This is a genomic window from Photobacterium aquimaris, assembly GCF_002954455.1.
Taxonomy (GTDB): domain Bacteria; phylum Pseudomonadota; class Gammaproteobacteria; order Enterobacterales; family Vibrionaceae; genus Photobacterium; species Photobacterium aquimaris.
This window is the reverse complement of sequence record NZ_MSCC01000001.1, coordinates 1,768,882-1,789,308: the sequence shown is the minus strand read 5'-3', so window position 1 is coordinate 1,789,308 and position 20,427 is coordinate 1,768,882. Positions and strand designations below refer to the sequence as shown.

Here is a 20,427-nt window from a genome sequence, read left to right as displayed (position 1 = left end):
TGCGGTTTTATCTGTTTTTGAGTAGGGGAAATCGGGCGGTAAGGACACTTTGGTGGTAGCATTAAGCAAAAGAGGTAAGTATTACTCGGCAGCATCAACGTTACTGGTTGTTTTGTATACGAATACTGTGACGCAGATGTTGCTCATAAGCTATGACATTTATGTGGAGCGCTAATTTATGGCAACAACGACAAACCATTTCGACAGTGTTGGTGATATCAGCCAATGGCTGAATCAGTTTGAACACCCACTGTTAAGTGCGGAATGGGCAGATGTTCCTCACTTTGTTTCAGTCTCGGCTGAGGGCGTTATCATTATCACGATCCCATTTGCAGCCAACGAATTAGCTCAGCAATTGCGTCAATGGATCGCACAGCAACAGCAACAAGGCATCATCAATAAAGGCTTAAATTTCGATGTCCGTTGTCGAGTTTCGCCACTGGCGGTTGTCGATAAACAGCCCCTTCGCGGCGTTAAAAATATTATTGTTGTGAGTTCTGCTAAAGGCGGCGTGGGTAAATCAACCACCTCGGTTAACTTAGCATTGGGTTTACAACAACAAGGTGCCAAAGTTGGATTATTAGACGCCGATATTTACGGTCCGTCGGTACCGATGATGTTAGGCACGATGGATCAAAAACCCCAATCGCCTGATGGCAAAATGATGTCACCGATTGAAGCGCATGGTTTATATACCAACTCTGTCGGTTATTTAGTGCCAGCTGAGAGTGCAACCATTTGGCGTGGGCCGATGGCGTCAAAAGCACTGGCTCAAATTATCACAGAAACCTGGTGGCCAGATTTAGATTATTTAGTGATTGATATGCCACCAGGTACGGGTGATATTCAATTAACTTTATCACAGCAAATTCCAGTAACGGGAGCGATAGTGGTGACTACGCCACAAGACCTTGCGTTAGCTGATGCAATTAAAGGTATCAGCATGTTCAATAAGGTTGATGTACCTGTGCTGGGTATTGTTGAGAATATGAGTTACCACATTTGTAGCAATTGTGGCCATCAAGAGCATATTTTTGGTACTGGCGGTGCAGCAAAAATGGCGCAAGATTATGCGGTGCCATTATTAGCTCAATTACCATTAGACATTAAAATTCGCGAGGATATTGATAATGGTACGCCAACGGTGATTTCATCACCTGAATCAGAACAGGCAGCTGCATACATTATGTTAGCTGCAAATATTGCCAGTCGATTATATTGGCAAGGTGAAACTGTGGTAGAGCAGATTACTATTCGTACAATGTAGGTATTGATTCGACAAGATTTGCCGAGATTATAATCAGATATGTCAGATGTCTCATTTTTACTGGTATCTGGCATAGCAACTGCTTATAATCAGAGGGTTTAATTTATCCATATTCGCCTTGCTACGTGGTCTAATAGGTACTTTCTGATATGTCTGAAACTTCACACCAATGCGTTATTATCGGTATTGCAGGCGCTTCTGCTTCCGGTAAAAGTCTGATTGCCAGCACAGTTTATAAAGAGTTAAAAGCAAAAGTCGGCGATCATCAGATCGGTGTAATCACGGAAGATTGTTACTATAACGATCAAAGCCACCTAACAATGGAAGATCGTGTTAAAACTAATTACGATCACCCTAATGCGCTTGATCATAATTTATTGTGTGATCACCTTGAGCAGCTAATGAAAGGTGAAGCAGTAGAAGTACCACAATATAGCTACAGTGAGCATACTCGTTTACAAGAAAGTACTACAATGACACCGAAAAAAGTGATCATTTTAGAAGGTATTTTATTGTTAACAGATCCTCGCTTGCGTAACATCATGCACGCTAGCGTATTTATGGATACGCCACTTGATATCTGTTTACTACGCCGTTTACAACGTGATGTTGCAGAACGTGGTCGTACAATGGAGTCAGTGTTGGTTCAGTACCAAAAAACGGTACGTCCAATGTTTATGCAGTTTATTGAACCATCAAAGCAATATGCGGATATTATTGTTCCGCGTGGTGGTAAGAACCGTATCGCAATCGATGTGTTAAAAGCACATATCGCGAAACTGCTACGTTCGTAATAATTTAAAATGAATAAGGCTGACAATATGTCAGCCTTATTTTTATGGTTATATTGGTGGAAATACCCGTTAACCGTTGTTAACCCATCAATTAAAAGTAATCATGATTGATGGGTTTATTATATCACTCACATGTGCTGAGCACTGATAGGATAGAGTGCGTATTACGCAGGAGAGAGCTTAAATGAGACTGTGCGATAGAGATATCAGGGCTTACCTTGATGAAGGAAAAATCAGCATTGAACCACGACCAGCTGATGATAGTATTAGTGGTTTAACGATTGATGTTAGTCTTGGTAATAATTTCCGCGTCTTTAATGATCATGGTGCACCATTTATTGACCTATCAGGTAAAAAAGAAGATGTTGCCGCTCAACTTGATAAAGTCATGAGTGATGAAATTGTGGTTGCAGAAAATGAAGCTTTTTTTCTTCATCCTGGTCAATTAGCATTAGCGGTTACCCATGAGTCGGTAACGCTGCCTGATAATATCGTAGGTTGGCTTGACGGACGTTCATCATTGGCACGTTTAGGCTTAATGGTACATGTGACAGCTCACCGTATTGATCCCGGCTGGTCTGGACGTATTGTACTTGAGTTTTATAATTCTGGCCGTTTGCCTCTAGCATTGCGTCCACATATGCCAATTGGTGCGCTAAGCTTTGAGACTTTATCTGGTTCAGCAGAAAAACCATATAATAAGCGTGCGGATGCCAAATATAAAAATCAGCAAGGTGCAGTGGCCAGTCGTATTAATGAAGATGACAAGCAAAGCTAATCTTCTTTAATCGCTAATAGGTGTATTCTCGCATACACATTATTGAAGGCAGCCTTTGGGTTGCCTTTTGTTTAGCTATTACGTTTGTGGTGAACTATTCTTGGAGTTAATGGTCTTAATAACATTGATTTTTAAGGTTAATCTTCAATAAATTATTTTTGCATAACGACCAATTCATTGTGGCGTTATATGCATAGCCGAGGACATAATGAAAAAAATACTTTATATTCTACTCGGGCTGATTTTATTAGTCGTGATTGGTATTGGTGCACTAGTAACTTTTGTTAACCCTAATCAGTTTAAGCCACTGTTAACAGAACAAGTTAAAAAGATAACCGGACGTGATTTGGTTATCAAAGGCGATATCAGTTGGCGTTTTTTCCCAACACTAGGCTTAAGTGTTGGCGAAACCGCATTTCGAAACCCAACCGGATTTGCACAGCCTAATTTAGTCCAATTTAAGCAAGCAGATTTATCTGTCTCTGTTTTACCTTTGTTGTCACAGCAGCTTGATATTGGCGATATGCGTTTAGAAGGGGCACATGTTTTTGTACAAACATTAAAAAATGGTGTGACTAACCTTGATGGTTTAACTGATAAGAGAGCCGTAGCAGACAACGCAATAACAGACAAAGCCGCTAATCAGCAAACTGCTAAACATTCGCAGTGGAAAGTGGCTGTTGCAGGTATCGAGCTGGTTGATGCGAGTGCTGAAATTCGTAATGACCAAACTAAGACTGTGGCACAACTGAATCATATTAATTTTACCCTTGGTAACTTTAAGTCACAAACATGGACCAAAGCCACTTTTGATATTCAAGGTAAAGTGAATGCCTTGTCTTTTAGTGCTAAAGGTAGTACTGAACTTAATCTGGCTGCTGATTATAAAAATGTTGAACTAAAATCATTTGCTGCTCAAATGAGCATGAATGATGGTAAGACTGAGATTAAAAATGCGCAATTAGGATTGGATCAGTTTACGATTGGACAATGGTCTAATGTTACTTTTGCCGTTAACGGACAAGTACCTAATTTAAGCTTTGATACTCACGGTAGTGCTAAAGTAAAACTGTCGCCAGATCATAATACCGTTACGCTGCAAGGGCTAAAAGTGACCAATGATTTAGCTGGTAGTGCCTTACCGCGCTCAACCATGAATGTGGTGGTTAATAGTGATGCAACGTATGATATTAATCAAAAGTTAGCGTTAGTGAGCAAGCTTGATATTAATGCTGATGGTACTAAGGTATCGGGTTCTGGTTCATATTTAGCAGCGGCTATTCCTGATGTTCGCTTTGCGTTATCAAGTGATAATATTAATATCGACAGTTGGTTACCGGCTAAAAAAGCCACGTCAGATTCTGCTGAATCGGCCGCTGAAGTCGGGGATACATCAGCCGCTGCGGTAACTCATCAACCTTCAACGGTTGAACCTGATCTTAGTGCACTCAAAAACATTAACGTTGCAGGCATGATTGCTATTAAGCAATTAAAAATCGCCAATGCTGACGTTGCGAATGTCAAAGTTGTTACGTCGATTAAGAAAGGTGTAGCAACCATCAATCGTTTTGAAGCAAATTTATATGACGGTCAAATCACCGGTAGCGCATCAGTTGATGTAAACAGTGCTTTACCTAGTTATCGTTTAAAAAATACCATTACCAATGTGGCTATTTTACCGTTATTAAAAGCGGTAGCGAATAATCAGCAACTGGCTGGTAAAGCAAACATTACTGCAGATCTGAGTGGTCGTGGTTTATCAGAAGCTAATATTCGTCACAATATCACCGGCTCTGTGAAAGTAAATATTGCTGATGGTACGGTATATGGGGTTAATATTTCTGATCTGTTACGTAATGCGAAGGCTAAACTAAAAGGCCAAGCAGAAGCTAAAACCGATACCACCAAGAAAACAGATTTCTCAGCCTTAACGACAACCTTACGCTTAGGTAATGGTATTGCTTCTACGGATAATTTCCAATTAGCCTCACCGTTATTGGCGATTAGCGGTCAAGGTAAAACCAATTTGGTTGATGAAGGTATTGATCTGATGATTAATACTAAGGTCGTTGCCAGTGGTAAAGGGCTTGATGAAATTAAAGGTATTAGTGTACCTATCCATGTTGGTGGTGATTGGCAGCAACCTAAATATCGTTTAAATATTAAAGATTTATTTAAAAATAATGCGGTATTAGAGAGTAAAGCTAAGAAAGAGATCAACCGTGGCTTAGAAAAACTGTTTGGTGATAAAGCCAAAGATGACAATATTAAAAATGCTGCAGATAAATTATTGAAAGGGTTATTTAATTAACCTTCAGTCTGTAGTGGTATCACTAACATAAAGTATGATAAAAAGGTTTGCTGCTATCGGCAAACCTTTTATTTTTAAACTCTATTATCAACCAAGTCACCACTATTTAGTGACTTGTTATTATCAAATGGCTGACTTTTATCCATTGTTAATATTGTTGAGTATTTTTATGACGCATCACTAAAATTATGACTAACAAAACCACATCTTCTGAAAAACCAACGTTAATTTCTAAAGTAATAGCGGGATTAACAGTGGTTGGGAATGCAATCAAAGCATTACCACCGATAGACCATTTTATTCGAGCTGCTGATCGATTTAACGATCGTCTAGGCAGTCAGTTTGGTGCAGCAATTACCTATTTTTCATTTTTGTCGCTGATCCCCATTTTAATGGTGTTATTTGCTGCTGCGGGTTTTATATTGGCATCAAACCAAACATTGTTGACCAATATTATTGATAAAATTGTTGCTGGTGTTACTGATCCAAACTTAGCCAATACCCTTAAACAAATGGTACAAACGGCGATTAGTCAGCGTACAACGGTGGGGTTAAGTGGTCTCGCGATTGCTTTTTATTCTGGCATTAGTTGGATGGGAAACTTACGTGAAGCTGTTCGCGCACAAACCCGTGATGTATGGGAACGTAAACCTGAAGACAAAGAGCATATTTTGCTGCAATACGCAAAAGATCTCATCGGCTTAACTGGGTTGGTAGCAGCGTTAATTTTTACCGTTGTATTGACGTCAGTTGCTGGCTCGGCACAAGCAACCATTGTTGATGCTCTAGGGTTAGGGGGGATCACTTGGTTGCGCCCAGTATTAACCACTATTGCGTTAACAATTTCGATTTTGGCTAACTATCTGATGTTTTTATGGATATTTTGGATGTTGCCTCGTCGTCGCTTTAATCGTAAAACATTAATGCAAGGCACTTTATTAGCGGCGATTGGTTTTGAAGCGATTAAATTTGCGATGACATTCCTATTACCTAAATTAGCCAGTTCACCATCGGGTGCGGCATTTGGCTCTATTATAGGTTTAATGGCTTTCTTCTATTTCTTTGCACGATTAACGTTATTTTGTGCAGCATGGATAGCCACAGCAAAAGAAAACCGCCCAGATTATGGTGTCGTTGTTGAAGATGGTACTGATACCGATAAATAACGCTCAAATCAGCGCGATTAAACCGTAATTATCTAAAAAGGATAGCCAGTGAGCTGTCCTTTTTTATTGGTCTTTATTTGTATCAATAGCGTTATAACAGCTAGAGAATAACAATCCCGTAAATGCATTTTGATGACTATTTATGACGCATTGGAAATCAGCATTGTGATGTTGTTATAGCCAATAACTTTGATTTGGTTATTTATTTGTGATTAATGTGTAACCTTAATAAATCCAATGGGTAGCGGGGTTGTTTTGTTGTAGTGGCAGTTTGTTGTGCTGGTTCTCAGAAGTGATATAAGACGATTATTGCTATTAAGTGATTTGATATTTATCAATATGAGCATCTGAGGTAACAGGCATTTTACTTCCTATGATAGGTATTTTGGAAACCAAAATATCAGTGATATATAGGGAGATAAGTCATGTTGTATTTGGAGTTTTTATTCCTGTTATTGGTGTTGTATGCCGGTAGCCGTTTTGGTGGTATTGGATTAGGTGTTGTTTCAGGATTAGGGCTGTTGGTGGAAGTATTTATCTTCCGTATGCCACCAACCTCACCACCGATCACCGTGATGCTGATTATTCTTGCCGTTGTCACTTGTGCCTCGATTTTAGAAGCGGCTGGTGGTCTTAAATACATGCTGCAGGTTGCTGAGCGTATTTTACGTAGTAACCCGAAACGCGTGACGATTGTGGGTCCGTTAGTGACTTACGTGATGACCTTTATGCTAGGTACAGGCCATGCGGTGTATTCAATTATGCCTATCATTGGTGATGTTGCACTTAAAAATGGCATACGTCCAGAACGACCAATGGCTGCTTCATCGGTAGCCTCGCAACTGGCGATAACGGCAAGTCCAATTTCAGCTGCAGTGGTGTACTATCTCGCGCAATTATCAGGCCTCAATGAATCTATCCACTTATTATCTATTTTAATGGTGACCATTCCGGCAACGTTAGGCGGAACCTTGTTGTTATCGTTGTATAGTTTACGTCGTGGTAAAGAACTGGCTGATGATCCTGAATACCAACGCCGTTTACAAGATCCCGTTTGGCGAGATCAAATTCTTCATACCACTAAAACGTCATTAAATGAGCAATTACCCCGTTCGGCAATGCACGCTGTGATGTTATTCGTAGTAGCGTTAGTCTCGATTGTTATTGTGGCAATGGTGCCAGAAATTCGCACTATTGGTGATGCTAAGCCAATCTCGATGTCATTAATTATTCAAATGATGATGCTTGGCTTTGGTGGCTTAATCTTGTTAGTGACACGTACTAATGTGCAGAAAGTGCCAGAAGGGGTGGTGTTTAAATCGGGTATGGTAGCGGCAATCGCTATTTTTGGTATTGCTTGGATGAGTGATACTTATTTCCAATATGCGATGCCATCGTTTAAATCGGGTATTACCGAAATGGTACAAGGCTATCCGTGGACGTTTGCATTAGCGTTATTTATCGTGTCTGTGGTGGTTAATTCACAAGCAGCAACGGCACGTATGATGTTGCCTGTTGGTTTAGCAATGGGATTAAGCCCAGCGTTGTTAATTGGTTTAATGCCTGCGACATACGGCTACTTCTTCATTCCTAATTACCCCTCAGACATTGCTACTGTCAACTTTGATGTAACAGGCACTACCAAAATTGGTAAATGGTACTTTAACCATAGCTTTATGATGCCGGGTCTAATTGGTGTTATCTCAGCATGTTGTATTGGTTATGTGCTTGCTCAAATTATTATCTAACCTTTTAGTTATTGATTTAAAAAAGGCACTCTGAGTGCCTTTTTTTATTTCAATAAACCCAATATGATTTTATTAGTATTATGTTTGATAGCCTGATTGTAATGGGATATTAGTAGCATATTGTTGCGTTAATTTGTTTCAAGATGTAATGTTTATTATTGTTTTTGATTTTTAATTCATTGTTATTTATGGTTTATTTTTAGTAAAGTTAAATATTAACGTTTGCTTTTGTTTTATATCGTTGACCATCTTATTTTTACAGTTATAATGCGCGCCGTTTATCCATAGCATCGAGCTTAATTTTAATGTTTGTATTAGATTGTGGTGGTAAAAATGGCGGCAGATAATAATTATAGTCTTGGTCCTGTGCCAATGACGGCAAGAAAAAGCATAGTATCATTAACCATGGTTATGCTTGGATTAACGTTCTTTTCTGCAAGTATGTGGACCGGCGGAGCGTTAGGTATTGGGCTTTCTTTTGATGACTTCTTTCTTGCTGTAATTATCGGTAACCTTATCCTTGGTATTTATACTTCTTTTCTAGGTTACATCGGTGCTTCAACCGGCCTTTCAACACATCTTCTTGCTCGTTTTTCTTTTGGCGTTAAAGGCTCTTGGTTACCTTCGGCATTGCTGGGTGGCACACAAGTGGGCTGGTTTGGTGTTGGCGTGGCGATGTTTGCTATTCCTGTCCATAAAGCGACCGGTATTGATACTAATATATTAATAGTGGTATCGGGGTTATTGATGACAGTGACAGTCTATTTTGGCATGTCAGCGTTAATGATTTTATCGGCCATTGCTGTGCCTGCGATTGCTTTATTAGGTGGATATTCTGTTTTTGATGCTATTGAGAGTATTGGTGGCGTGAGTGTAATCAAAGCAGTAAAGCCTGAAGTAAGTATTGATTTCTCTGTTGCGGTAGCAATGGTTGTTGGATCTTTTGTAAGTGCCGGAACCTTAACGGCTGACTTTGTTCGCTTTGGTAAAAAGCCTGCTGGTGCTGTGTTAGTGACGATGGTGGCATTTTTCATTGGTAATTCACTGATGTTTATTTTTGGCGCAGCAGGTGCGGCGGCAACAGGCGAAGCAGATATTTCAGAAGTAATGATTGCACAGGGATTATTGATTCCCGCGATTATCGTATTGGGGTTAAATATTTGGACCACTAACGATAATGCGCTCTATGCCTCAGGCTTAGGTTTTTCTAATATTACCGGATTACCAAGTAAGTATATTTCGATGGTTAATGGTGTTATCGGAACACTGTTTGCTTTGTGGCTATACAATAACTTTGTTGGCTGGTTAACCTTTCTTTCGTTAGCTATTCCACCTATTGGTGGCGTTATTATTGCGGATTTTATGGCGAATCGTAGCTGCTATAAAGATTTTGCAACGGCTGAATTTAAAAACGTCAATTGGGCTGGCATCATGGCGGTTGCTGTTGGTGTAGCTTGTGGACATTATTTGCCTGGGGTTGTGCCAGTCAATGCTGTTTTAGGTGGTGCAGTGAGCTATTTAATTCTTAATCCAATTTTTAATAAAAAGCGCGTAGCTGACGTTCAGCCAGCGTAAGGACATATCATGACAACTTTATTGATTAAAAATGCCACCCTTCAAGGTCAATCAAGCTTAAAGCAGATTCTGATTGAGAATGGCCAATTTAAACGTATTGAGAATAATGACGTTGATTTTGATTACCACGGTGAGATCCTTGATGCAGAAGGTGGATTAGCCGTCGCGCCTTTTTGTGAGCCTCATATTCACCTCGATACTACTCAAACAGCAGGTGAGCCTAGTTGGAACATTTCAGGTACGTTATTTGAAGGTATTGAACGCTGGGCTGAGCGTAAGCAAACATTATCGATTGAAGATGTAAAATCACGCGCTAAACAAACCTTAAAATGGCAAATTGCTAATGGCGTACAACATGTACGTACTCATGTTGATGTCTCAGATCCAACTCTGGTGGCATTGAAAGCTATGGTTGAAGTACGTGAAGAAATGAAGCAATGGGTTGATATTCAAATTGTTGCCTTTCCGCAAGAAGGTATTTTGTCATACCCAAATGGTAAGCAATTATTAGAACAAGCAGTGCAGTTGGGCGCAGATGTTATTGGTGCTATTCCTCACTTTGAATTTACTCGTGAGTATGGCGTTGAATCACTACATTACGTGTTTGAATTAGCTCGGAAATATGATTGTTTGATTGATGTTCACTGTGATGAGATAGACGATGAACAATCGCGCTTTGTTGAAACAGTTGCAGCGTTAGCACATAAATATGATATGGGTGAGAAGGTCACAGCAAGCCATACCACGGCTATGGGTTCATACAATGGCGCTTATGCTTCACGTTTGTTCCGCTTATTAAAAATGTCAGGGATTAACTTTGTTGCTAACCCATTGGTTAATATTCATCTGCAAGGACGTTTTGATGATTATCCTAAGCGTCGTGGGGTAACCCGCGTCAAAGAAATGCTAGCGGCTAACATTAATGTTTGTTTTGGCCATGATGATGTGTTTGATCCTTGGTATCCATTAGGTACGGCAAATATGTTGCAAGTGCTACATATGGGGCTACATGTGTGCCAAGTGATGGGCTATGACCAAATTAACCAGTCATTAGATTTGATCAGTAACAACTCAGCACGAACACTGAATATTCAACATCGCTATGGTATTGAGCAAGGTAAGCCAGGAAGCTTATTAATTTTACCAGCAGAAAATGGTTTTGATGCTGTGCGTCGTCAAGTGCCAGTGCGCTATTCGATTCGTCATGGCAAAGTAATAGCTGTGACTCAACCTGCTGTGACTGAGATTCATTTAAATGAAGTAGAGCAAGTTTCATTTAAACGTTAATTATTATTAAGTTATAACGTTAAGGGCGAATCATGAGATTCGCCCTTTTTTTATAGTAAATAAGTGTGTTTTTTAAAATTGATGATTAATCATCAGCTTGTTTTTTGCCCGGTTCTTGTGGCTCTTCATAAGGCCAGTAGTGATGACCAATACGGATCAGTACTGTTGCTGCTGCTAGAATAAATGCTGCTAGTGATAGCCAAATAATAAAGGTGCCATCAAGCTCTTTCATACCAAGGGTAATATAGCGGGCAATAGCCATAATCGCGATATAAAGCGGATATCGCACTGGAATTTTACCGTGAGCAACAAATTGCTGCACCATTGCTAGAATTTCGAGATAAATGAACATCAATAAAATATCAGTTAACTGAATGTTACGGTTAACAAATACATGAATAAATTCATTCACCATTGCGACAACTGTGGCTAAAGTAATCGCGGTTAATAATACCGCTTCTAAAATATGGAACACCTTTAGAAAAGGTTTACTAAATGAGCGAGGTAAATGGGAAGGCATATTTTCTCCAGCGTTAGCGCTGTTTATATTTTTATTGAGTATGCTCTTTATTGTAAGAGATAATGCTTATTCTAATAGTAAAATTTTGTTTAATTCAACTATATGTATGTTTATCATTCTGTGTGCATTTTATTTGAACATTGCTGGTGGCGATTTATTACCAATCAATACCTTTGCGGGCTTTGATACCTTGTTCAAAAGCATGCTTGATATTACGTACTTCAGAAACAGTATCAGCAATTTCAATTAATTGGCGATGAGCAGCACGACCAGTAATAATAACGGTTTGTTGTGGCGGTCGAGCATTGATGGCATCGATGATCTCAGCTAAATTAATATAGTCATAGGTCACCATGTAAGTGAGTTCATCAAGTAATACCACATCAAGTTTTTCATCAGCTAACATCGCTTTGCAATCAGCCCACGTAGTTTGTGCTGCGAGCGTATCTGCGACTTTATTTTGAGTTTCCCATGTAAAGCCTGTGGCCATAATAGAAAATTTAACCCCGTGTTGTTGTAGCAGATTACGCTCACCACAATCCCATGTACCTTTAATAAATTGTCCGACACCACATTGTTGTCCGTGGCCTACTGCGCGGGCGATCATACCAAAACCCGAGGTTGATTTACCTTTACCATTACCCGTAATAACCACTACCAGCCCACGTTCTTGCTGGGCGGCATTGATCTTATTATCAACCTGTTGTTTTAGTCGTTGTTGGCGGGCTTGATGGCGATCATCCTTGGTGGTTTTATCAACCATAATTTCCTCTCAAAAGCATTGTAGTACGAGTAATATCGTGTACTAGTGATTATAAACGAAAGCCCGAGTAGTCAAAGGACTACACGGGCTTTTTTATGTTACGAGATTATTTTAAACCAGTTAATTGATAGCTTAACCTAGAACGTCAGTGGCAACTTTATAGGTTGGATCTTCAAGCATATTCACTTCAACTAGATTACCCGCTTTTTGTAGCAGTCGACGACACTCTGGACTTAAGTGGCGAATATGAAGGGTTTTATTACGGCTTGCGTAACGTTCAGCGAGCGTATCAATCGCTTCAATGGCTGAGTGATCGGAAACACGGGAGTGGGCAAAATCAATAATCACAGTATTTGGATCATTACTCGCATCAAATAATTCTAAGAAATGAGATACAGAACCAAAGAATAGTGGGCCATTGACTTGGTAAACTTTAGCACCGTCTTTATCAGTATGAGACGTCGCATAAATTTGTTTAGCGTGATTCCATGCAAACACTAATGCTGAGTAAATAACACCTACAAACACTGCCACAGCAAGATCGGCAGCAACAGTCACACAGGTAACAAGAATAATGGTGAAAAAGTCATGCTTAGGCACTTTACGGATCATACGTAAACTTGCCCACTCAAAGGTGCCGATAACAACCATAAACATTACGCCAACCAGTGCTGCTAATGGAATCATCTCAATGAATGATGAGCCAAATAGGATAAACACTAATAAGCCAATAGCTGCAGTAATGCCGGATAAGCGACCACGACCACCCGAGTTAATATTGATCATTGATTGGCCAATCATCGCACAACCACCCATAGCACCAAACACTGAACAAGTGATATTAGCCATACCTTGACCGACACATTCACGGTTACCGTGGCCACGAGTATTGGTCATTTCATCAATAACAGTCAGTGTTAGTAATGATTCGATTAAACCAACAGCTGCAAGAATTAGCGAGTAAGGCAAAATTATTTTAAGGGTTGCAAGGTTAAAACCTACATCCGGTAGTGCAAATGTTGGTAGCGAGCCTGCAAGGGTAGCATTAGCATCACCACTCATAGTACGCACAAAATCAACCACGGTACGTGAATCTAGACCTAATACATGTACCAATGCTGTGACGGTTAAAATGGCAACTAACGAAGAGGGTACCGCTTTAGTGAGCTTGGGTAAAAAGTAGATGATAGACATGGTTAACAGCACTAATCCCAGCATGATGTAAAGCTGAGTACCGTGCATCCATTCAAGACCGCCAGCCAGTGACGGTACTTTAAATTGACCAAGCTGAGCTAAGAAAATAACAATCGCTAAGCCGTTAACAAAACCGATCATTACCGGATGTGGAACCATGCGAATAAATTTACCGAGGCGAAATACGCCAGCTAGAATTTGAAAAATACCCGCCAACATTACTGCGGCAAATAGATATTGAATACCGTGTTGAGCGACAAGGCTGACCATTACTACGGCCATTGCGCCTGTTGCGCCCGAGATCATGCCAGGGCGTCCACCAAAGATGGCAGTAATTAACCCGACAATAAAGGCTGCGTATAGACCAACCATAGGGTCGACACCTGCGACAAAGGCAAAAGCAACAGCTTCTGGTACTAGAGCAAGCGCTACCGTTAATCCAGATAGGATGTCATTTTTGACTGATTGTTGTGAGACTTGAGGAAATTCAGACATATATTAGGCGTTCTTCTCTTCGCTAAAATGAATGGAGAATTAAAAAATATTGATTAACAGAATGTTACCGAAAGATTTACATTGCTTCAACTTAAGCTGTTAAATGCGGTAAAGATGTGCTTTGGGGACATATTAATGACGTTAAGCAATCAGATTGTTAAAAATTATGGATGTTTTTGACTCAAAAAAAGAGTAATAAAAAAAGCCATGCAGATGCATGGCTTTTTATTAGCAGTTTAAAATAACTTAGTCAAAAGATGGCTTAGTCATTGGTGCTGCTGCTGTATTGGTCGCTGTTTGGCTACCTGCAGAACGTGTTGTTGTCGCTTCACGTAATGGTGCTGCTTCAACTTTTACGCTTGCCACTGTTTCTGTTGGTGCCGGTGCTTTCGTCATTGCTGCTACCGCATGGAAACCACGTGGAGAGGTTGCTGTTACAGCTATCGCTTCAGTGACAATTTTAGTCATTGGTGCTGATGCTGTTTTTGCAACTGGTGCTTCAACTACTGATGTTTCAACAACAGGTGCTTCAACCACAGGTGCTTCAACAACAGGTGTTTCAACCACAGGAGTTTCAACAACAGGAGTTTCAACAACAGGTGCTTCAACAACAGGTGTTTCAACCACAGGAGTTTCAACAACAGGAGTTTCAACAACAGGTGCTTCAACCACAGGTGCTTCAACAACAGGTGTTTCAACCACAGGAGTTTCAACCACAGGTGCTTCAACCACAGCCGCCGTACGTAATGGGAAAGCTTTACCCATTGCGAGTTCAGGCATCGCAACACCACCTAAAGTAGGTTGTGATACAACCTCTGGTAGTGTTTGCGCTATTGTTGGCTGATGTGCTTGTTCAGTAACAACTTCTGTTTTTGCTACAGGCACTTCAATTGTTGGTTTAATGCGAGACCATACTTTACCCATCGCCATTTCTGGTGTTGCTACACCTGATGTTTGACGTAGTGCTTTTGGTTTCTCAACAATAGAGACAACATTTACCATATCGCTAATAGTATCTGCTGCTTCAACAACTGCATGCTCAACTGCGTCGGCAACATTGTAGCAGCTTGGATCTTCATGCTGCTTATAATCTTGTTTTTCAACACGCGTATCACGAATACGACGACGGCGTTGACCACTTGCACGTAAGTGACGTGGTGAACGACGGTTACGACGTTGGTTGTTATCTTGCTCATTGTTTTCAGCTTGTCCATCAATCACAGCCTGATCTTGAACAGTTGTCGTTTGAGCTTCTTTCGCGATCGTTGTACCCATCTCCATTAATGGTGATGGTGTCGTAAGCGCGGTGATAGCATTTTTTTCAACAACAGCTTGCTCTACAACAGTCGTTTCTACGTTGTTATCAGTGATGCGGATTTTTTTCTGCAACTGACGACGTTGACGACGTTGTTTAGCTTTAACGGTTTTCTCTTCAGCTTCAACAGTGTTATTTGTTTTCGCTTTTACTTCTTCTGATTGTTGGCGCTGTTGCTTCTGCGCTTGAATCTCTTCTTTACGAGATTGGCGCTGCTGCTCTTTCGCTTCTTCAGAACGAGGTTGACGTTGTTGCTTCGCTGGACGCTCTTGAGATTGACGGTTTTTGTCCGTGCGCTCATTACGATCATTGCGACGACGAGGTTGACGCTGCTCGTTATTGCGATCTTGTTGTTCAGCGTTGTTGTCTTGAGCACTCTCTTGGTTGTTATTACGGCGAGAGTTATCGCGATTACCTTGACGGTCATTACGACGATTATCAGGACGACGGTTATTATTGTTACGACGATTATTGTTGTTTGTTTGCTCTTTTACTGGTGCTTCAACTTCTTGCTTAACAACTGGCTGTTCAGTTTTGTTATTGAAGAAAGATGAAATAGCAGCAAAAATACGGCTAAAGATACTTGGCGCTTGAGCAATAATCGCTTGTGGCTTAGCAACAGCAACAGATTGTACTTCTGGTGTTGTGGCCACAGGAGCTGGTTGTTTTGGCGCTGCAAAACCGTGTAGAACAGGTTCTTCACGTTTTTTAGCTGTACGTTCTTGTTGTGGTGACTCAATCGCTTCAGCTTCTTTTAGTGCTTCAATAGTACTAGGAAGATGGTACGAAAGTGTATCTTGCTCTTCACCTTCACGAATACGTAACACTTCAAAGTGTGGCGTTTCCATGTCAGCATTTGGCACAATAACAACACGAACATTATGGTACTTTTCAATGTGCTGTACAGCAGGGCGCTTTTCGTTGAGTAAGTAAGAGGCAACAGGCACAGGTACAATAGCAACCACTTGTGAACTGTTATCTTTTAATGCTTCTTCTTCGATTAAACGTAAAATTGATAGTGATAATGATTCATTATCACGCACAACACCTGTACCCGTACAACGAGGACAAACATGATGGCTTGCTTCTGCTAAAGAAGGGCTTAAACGTTGACGAGACATTTCAAGCAAACCAAAGCGAGATATGCGACCAATTTGTACGCGAGCACGGTCAACACGAACCGCTTCACGTAAACGGTTTTCTACTTCACGTTGGTGACGAACTGGCGTCATATCGATGAAATCAATAACTACTAGACCACCAAGATCGCGAAGACGTAATTGACGTGCAATTTCATCTGCTGCTTCTAAGTTAGTTTGTAGTGCTGTTTCTTCAATATCACCACCTTTCGTTGCACGCGCTGAGTTGATATCAATAGAAGTCAGTGCTTCTGTTGGATCAATAACAACAGAGCCACCTGAAGGTAAACGAACTTCACGCTGGAACGCAGAGTCAATTTGGCTTTCAATTTGGTAGTGGCTAAATAGCGGTACTTCGCCTTCATAACGCTTAATACGCGATAAGAAGTCTGGACGAATTAGCTTGATATGATCACGTGCGCGATCGAATACTTGTGGGCTATCGATAAGGATCTCACCGATATCGCGACGAAGATAATCACGAATAGCACGTGCAATAACGTTACTTTCTTGGTGAATCAAGAATGGAGCAGCTTGAGACTCAGCGGCTTCTTTCACTGCACTCCAGTGATTAAGTAGCACATTTAAATCCCACTCAAGCTCTTCACCTGATTTACCAACACCAGCAGTACGTACAATTAGACCCATACCGTGAGGCAGTTCTAATGTGCTTAATGCAGCTTTAAGTTGTGTACGCTCTTCACCTTCGATACGACGAGAAATACCGCCAGCACGAGGGTTATTAGGCATTAATACAAGGTAGCTACCTGCTAATGAGATAAAGGTTGTTAGTGCGGCACCTTTGTTACCACGTTCTTCTTTATCAACTTGAACGATAACTTCTTGGCCTTCTTTCAAGACTTCCTTAATGTTAGGACGACCTTGGTAAGAATAGTTTGACGGGAAGTAATCTTTAGCGACTTCTTTTAAAGGGAGGAAGCCATGGCGTTCAGCACCGTAATCAACGAACGCAGCTTCCAGGCTTGGTTCGATACGAGTGATGCGGCCTTTGTAGATATTTGCTTTTTTAGATTCGTGACCTGGGCTTTCGATATCAAGATCAAATAGCTTTTGGCCATCAACTAATGCGACGCGCAACTCTTCCTTTTGAGTCGCGTTAATCAACATTCTTTTCATTATATTGTACTCATTATTGTTGTTGTATTAGCGCCGCTAATTACATCAATTTTTTGATGGTGCCTGACTCCAAGTCTTATGTACGGGTGCAACCTCACGGTTGGAATGCAGGAGTGCTCTATGGCCACACGTATTAGCCAACTATGTCGAGATGGTTAGATCTGAAACACACAGCTGGTATCACCACATCGAGGTGTGGTTGTATCTGTTACATCAAAAAAATCTGTAATCTGACGGGCTAAAAAAAACTCCGATAACCATAACGTCTTACGCCACGTGCTGCGTTTATCACCTGAGTTGTATATAAAATAGCCGAAATGATGAGAGCGTGCTCACCTTGTCAGTAAAATAAGCAAAAAAACTTATTCTAGAATGCAATCATAGCAGGCTCACTTTTTTGCGGCAATCTGCTTTATTTGCATGGTACAATCAAACTTATGACAGAAGATAAACCTAAAGTGCAATTCATCGATATTACCGATGATTTTGCTGGCCAACGGATCGATAATTTTCTCCGTGCTAGGCTTAAAAATGTACCAAAAAGTATGATTTACCGTATTTTGCGTAAAGGCGAGGTGCGAGTAAACAAAAAACGTATTAAACCTGAATATAAATTGCAGGATGGTGATCTCGTACGTGTCCCGCCGGTTTTTGTTCCTGAGAAAGATGAGCAAGCACCGATCAGCACCAAACTTAATAAAGTGGCTGAACTTGAATCATGCATTATCTATGAAGATGATCATGTGTTGATTTTAAATAAGCCATCAGGCACTGCTGTTCATGGCGGCAGTGGTTTGAAGTTTGGTGCGATTGAAGCGTTACGTGCATTACGTCCTGATGCGCGATATCTTGAGTTAGTACACCGTATTGACCGTGATACATCAGGCATCTTGTTGGTTGCTAAGAAACGTTCTGCGTTACGTAAACTGCAAGAGCAATTTAGAGAAAAAACGGTACAGAAATATTATTTTGCCTTAGTGATGGGGGAATGGAAGGCAAATTGTAAGCGAGTCACTGCGCCGTTATTGAAAAATGAAGTCAACAGCATTGTGCGTGTTAACCCACAAGGTAAAGCTTCAGATACACGTTTTAAAGTGCTTGAGCGTTTTGCACAAGCGACGTTGGTTCAAGCGAGCCCTGTAACAGGTCGTACTCACCAAATTCGTGTTCATTGCCAATATGAAGGCCATCCTATTGCTTGGGATGATCGTTATGGTGATCCACGATTTGATGCTTACACTAAAAAAGCTGGTTTAGGACGATTGTTCCTGCACGCTGCAAATATTAGATTTACTCATCCTAATACTGATGAGTTAATGGATATTAGTGCGCCAATGGAACCTGTGCTAGAACGCTGCTTAGCGAAATTGCGTACTTTTTAACTGCCTCAATGCAGTAAGGGGCAGGATAAAACAAATAAACAAGGCGAACATTATGTTCGCCTTGTTTATTGTTATAAAACTGAAATTTGTTCATTGGCCAGCATTTCTCGCAGGGCAATAAGTGGCAAGCCAACGAGTGTATTAGGATCTCGTCCTTCTAATCTATCAAATAAGGCTATGCCTAAGCCTTCACTTTTAAAACTGCCAGCACAGTAAAGAGGTTGCTCTTTAGTGACATAATGGGCAATCTCATTTTCAGTGAGAGTTCTAAAATGAACATGAAACGGTTCACAAATAACTTGGGTCGTTTCAGTGCGAGTATTATATAAACACAACCCGGTATAAAAAGTAACCACCTTGCCGCTGGCAGCACGTAATTGTGCACACGCATTAACTTCAGTATGAGGTTTACCTAAAATCTTATCATCAATGACACATACTTGGTCTGAACCTATAATAAGATGATTAGGGTAATCTGATGCACAAGCCAGTGCTTTGGCTTGTGCTAATCGCTTCACGAGCGCCGTGGCTGACTCATTTTTTAATATCGCTTCATCTACATTTGGATTTGCCGTCGTAAACGGTAGCTGAAGCTTTTCTAGTAAGCTTTTACGAAATGGAGAGGTAGATGCAAGAACAAGTGACTGGTTCATAGACTATTTCTTTATCAAAATGAATAACTACTAATGAGTGTAACCATCACCGAGCAGCAATGCTAGTGAGCATAGTTTTGTGATTGTTTAGGTTTCGGTGCAGACAGACGATGTCATCGTTACAGCACAATGGTATTATAAGCGGCAATCATTGATTTTAATTTAAATAGAACCATTATTGGCTATCATTTAAACGATGATTAAGTGATCTCTTGTCATTTTATCAGCAATCATCAAGTGATTGAGTGGCGGAGAAATAAAAACTTTTTAATGAGGAGAGGGAATGAATTTTCATGGCAGCATGAGAATTACTCAAAAGCCGTTAATTCAGGCACATTTCCTTTGACTCAACCAGACTATAAGGCTAATATTCGCGCCCTATGCAAAAGGTAAAATTGCCGCTAAAGGTAGATCCAGTACGCACAGCACAGAAAAGACTCGACTATGATGGCATCATCAAAGCGGATCTTCTGTCTCGTTTAGCTGGTTCAACCCAGAGCGTAATAAGTGATGCAAACGTCAACTTGTCTTTTGACCTTGACCAACGTCGTATTCCTTTCATGCGCGGAAACGCAAGTGTAGATGTGATGTTGACCTGTCAGAGATGCCAGGAAGAATTTCCACACACAATTAGTGTTGAATTCTGTTATAGTCCGGTTCGTGATGAAGAGGCTATTGACAAGTTACCGGAAGCCTATGAGCCGACAATTGTCGACGAAAATGGTGATATTAATCTAATTGAAATCATCGAAGATGAATTGATGTTAGAGTTACCACAAGTAGCAAGACATGATGATGACGATTGTAAGATCGGCACGCATAACTTGTCTTTTGGTGATATTCCCGTTGCTGATGAGCGTCCGAATCCGTTTGCAGTATTGAAAAATCTTAAAAGTTAAATTT

The 20,427-nt window shown here is 40.6% G+C and carries 15 protein-coding genes; 10 read left to right on the top strand and 5 right to left on the bottom strand.

All coding sequences use genetic code 11. The features are described 5' to 3' along the window. The first annotated feature begins 178 nt into the window (after nt 1-178). From apbC to BTN98_RS07795, 8 genes are all read left to right on the top strand, one after another. A complete protein-coding gene (gene apbC / locus BTN98_RS07830; RefSeq protein WP_060998219.1) occupies nt 179-1,267 on the top strand; it encodes an iron-sulfur cluster carrier protein ApbC in 1,089 nt (362 codons plus the stop codon). A 149-nt stretch (nt 1,268-1,416) separates the two neighbouring features. Continuing rightward, nucleotides 1,417-2,061 (top strand): uridine kinase, encoded by a 645-nt coding sequence (gene udk, locus BTN98_RS07825; RefSeq protein ID WP_060998220.1) that lies wholly within the window; start codon nt 1,417-1,419, stop codon nt 2,059-2,061. Nucleotides 2,062-2,245: 184 nt separating this feature from the next. Beyond that, nucleotides 2,246-2,839: a dCTP deaminase gene (gene dcd, locus BTN98_RS07820; RefSeq protein ID WP_060998221.1), complete on the top strand. Its 594-nt coding sequence runs from the start codon at nt 2,246-2,248 to the stop codon at nt 2,837-2,839. Nucleotides 2,840-3,047: 208 nt separating this feature from the next. Next, complete coding sequence (locus tag BTN98_RS07815; RefSeq protein WP_060998222.1) at nt 3,048-5,150, top strand: AsmA family protein; 2,103 nt, start codon at nt 3,048-3,050, stop codon at nt 5,148-5,150. Between the two features lie 188 nt (nt 5,151-5,338). Further along, nucleotides 5,339-6,316: an inner membrane protein YhjD gene (gene yhjD / locus BTN98_RS07810; protein WP_060998223.1), complete on the top strand. Its 978-nt coding sequence runs from the start codon at nt 5,339-5,341 to the stop codon at nt 6,314-6,316. A 425-nt stretch (nt 6,317-6,741) separates the two neighbouring features. Then, nucleotides 6,742-8,064 carry an anaerobic C4-dicarboxylate transporter gene (locus BTN98_RS07805; protein ID WP_060998224.1) on the top strand — a complete coding sequence of 441 codons (1,323 nt, stop codon included), beginning with the start codon at nt 6,742-6,744 and terminating at the stop codon, nt 8,062-8,064. Between the two features lie 333 nt (nt 8,065-8,397). Next, nucleotides 8,398-9,639 (top strand): cytosine permease, encoded by a 1,242-nt coding sequence (gene codB / locus BTN98_RS07800; RefSeq protein ID WP_060998225.1) that lies wholly within the window; start codon nt 8,398-8,400, stop codon nt 9,637-9,639. A 9-nt stretch (nt 9,640-9,648) separates the two neighbouring features. Next, nucleotides 9,649-10,926, top strand: coding sequence for a cytosine deaminase (locus BTN98_RS07795; RefSeq protein WP_060998226.1), 1,278 nt, complete (start codon nt 9,649-9,651; stop codon nt 10,924-10,926). Between the two features lie 85 nt (nt 10,927-11,011). Here the strand turns inward: BTN98_RS07795 and BTN98_RS07790 are convergent, their stop codons facing one another. From BTN98_RS07790 to rne, 4 genes are all read right to left on the bottom strand, one after another. Then, nucleotides 11,012-11,446, bottom strand: a complete 435-nt coding sequence (locus tag BTN98_RS07790; RefSeq protein WP_060998227.1) for a phosphate-starvation-inducible protein PsiE — start codon at nt 11,444-11,446, stop codon at nt 11,012-11,014. A gap of 157 nt (nt 11,447-11,603) precedes the next feature. After that, nucleotides 11,604-12,209, bottom strand: coding sequence for a cob(I)yrinic acid a,c-diamide adenosyltransferase (cobO, locus tag BTN98_RS07785; protein ID WP_060998228.1), 606 nt, complete (start codon nt 12,207-12,209; stop codon nt 11,604-11,606). Nucleotides 12,210-12,341: 132 nt separating this feature from the next. Then, the gene (locus tag BTN98_RS07780) at nt 12,342-13,898 is read right to left on the bottom strand and encodes a SulP family inorganic anion transporter (RefSeq protein ID WP_060998229.1); all 1,557 of its coding nucleotides are present in this window, start codon (nt 13,896-13,898) and stop codon (nt 12,342-12,344) included. A gap of 246 nt (nt 13,899-14,144) precedes the next feature. Continuing rightward, complete coding sequence (gene rne / locus BTN98_RS07775) at nt 14,145-17,489, bottom strand: ribonuclease E (RefSeq protein ID WP_060998230.1); 3,345 nt, start codon at nt 17,487-17,489, stop codon at nt 14,145-14,147. Between the two features lie 437 nt (nt 17,490-17,926). Between rne and rluC the strand changes: the two genes are divergently transcribed. Continuing rightward, nucleotides 17,927-18,871, top strand: coding sequence for a 23S rRNA pseudouridine(955/2504/2580) synthase RluC (rluC, locus tag BTN98_RS07770; RefSeq protein ID WP_060998231.1), 945 nt, complete (start codon nt 17,927-17,929; stop codon nt 18,869-18,871). Between the two features lie 71 nt (nt 18,872-18,942). Here rluC and BTN98_RS07765 read toward each other — a convergent pair whose 3' ends face one another. Next, nucleotides 18,943-19,524, bottom strand: coding sequence for a Maf family protein (locus tag BTN98_RS07765; RefSeq protein ID WP_060998232.1), 582 nt, complete (start codon nt 19,522-19,524; stop codon nt 18,943-18,945). Nucleotides 19,525-19,904: 380 nt separating this feature from the next. On the opposite strand from BTN98_RS07765, the gene yceD reads away from it, so the two are divergent. Continuing rightward, nucleotides 19,905-20,423 carry a 23S rRNA accumulation protein YceD gene (yceD, locus tag BTN98_RS07760; protein WP_036793929.1) on the top strand — a complete coding sequence of 173 codons (519 nt, stop codon included), beginning with the start codon at nt 19,905-19,907 and terminating at the stop codon, nt 20,421-20,423. Nucleotides 20,424-20,427: the final 4 nt, after the last annotated feature.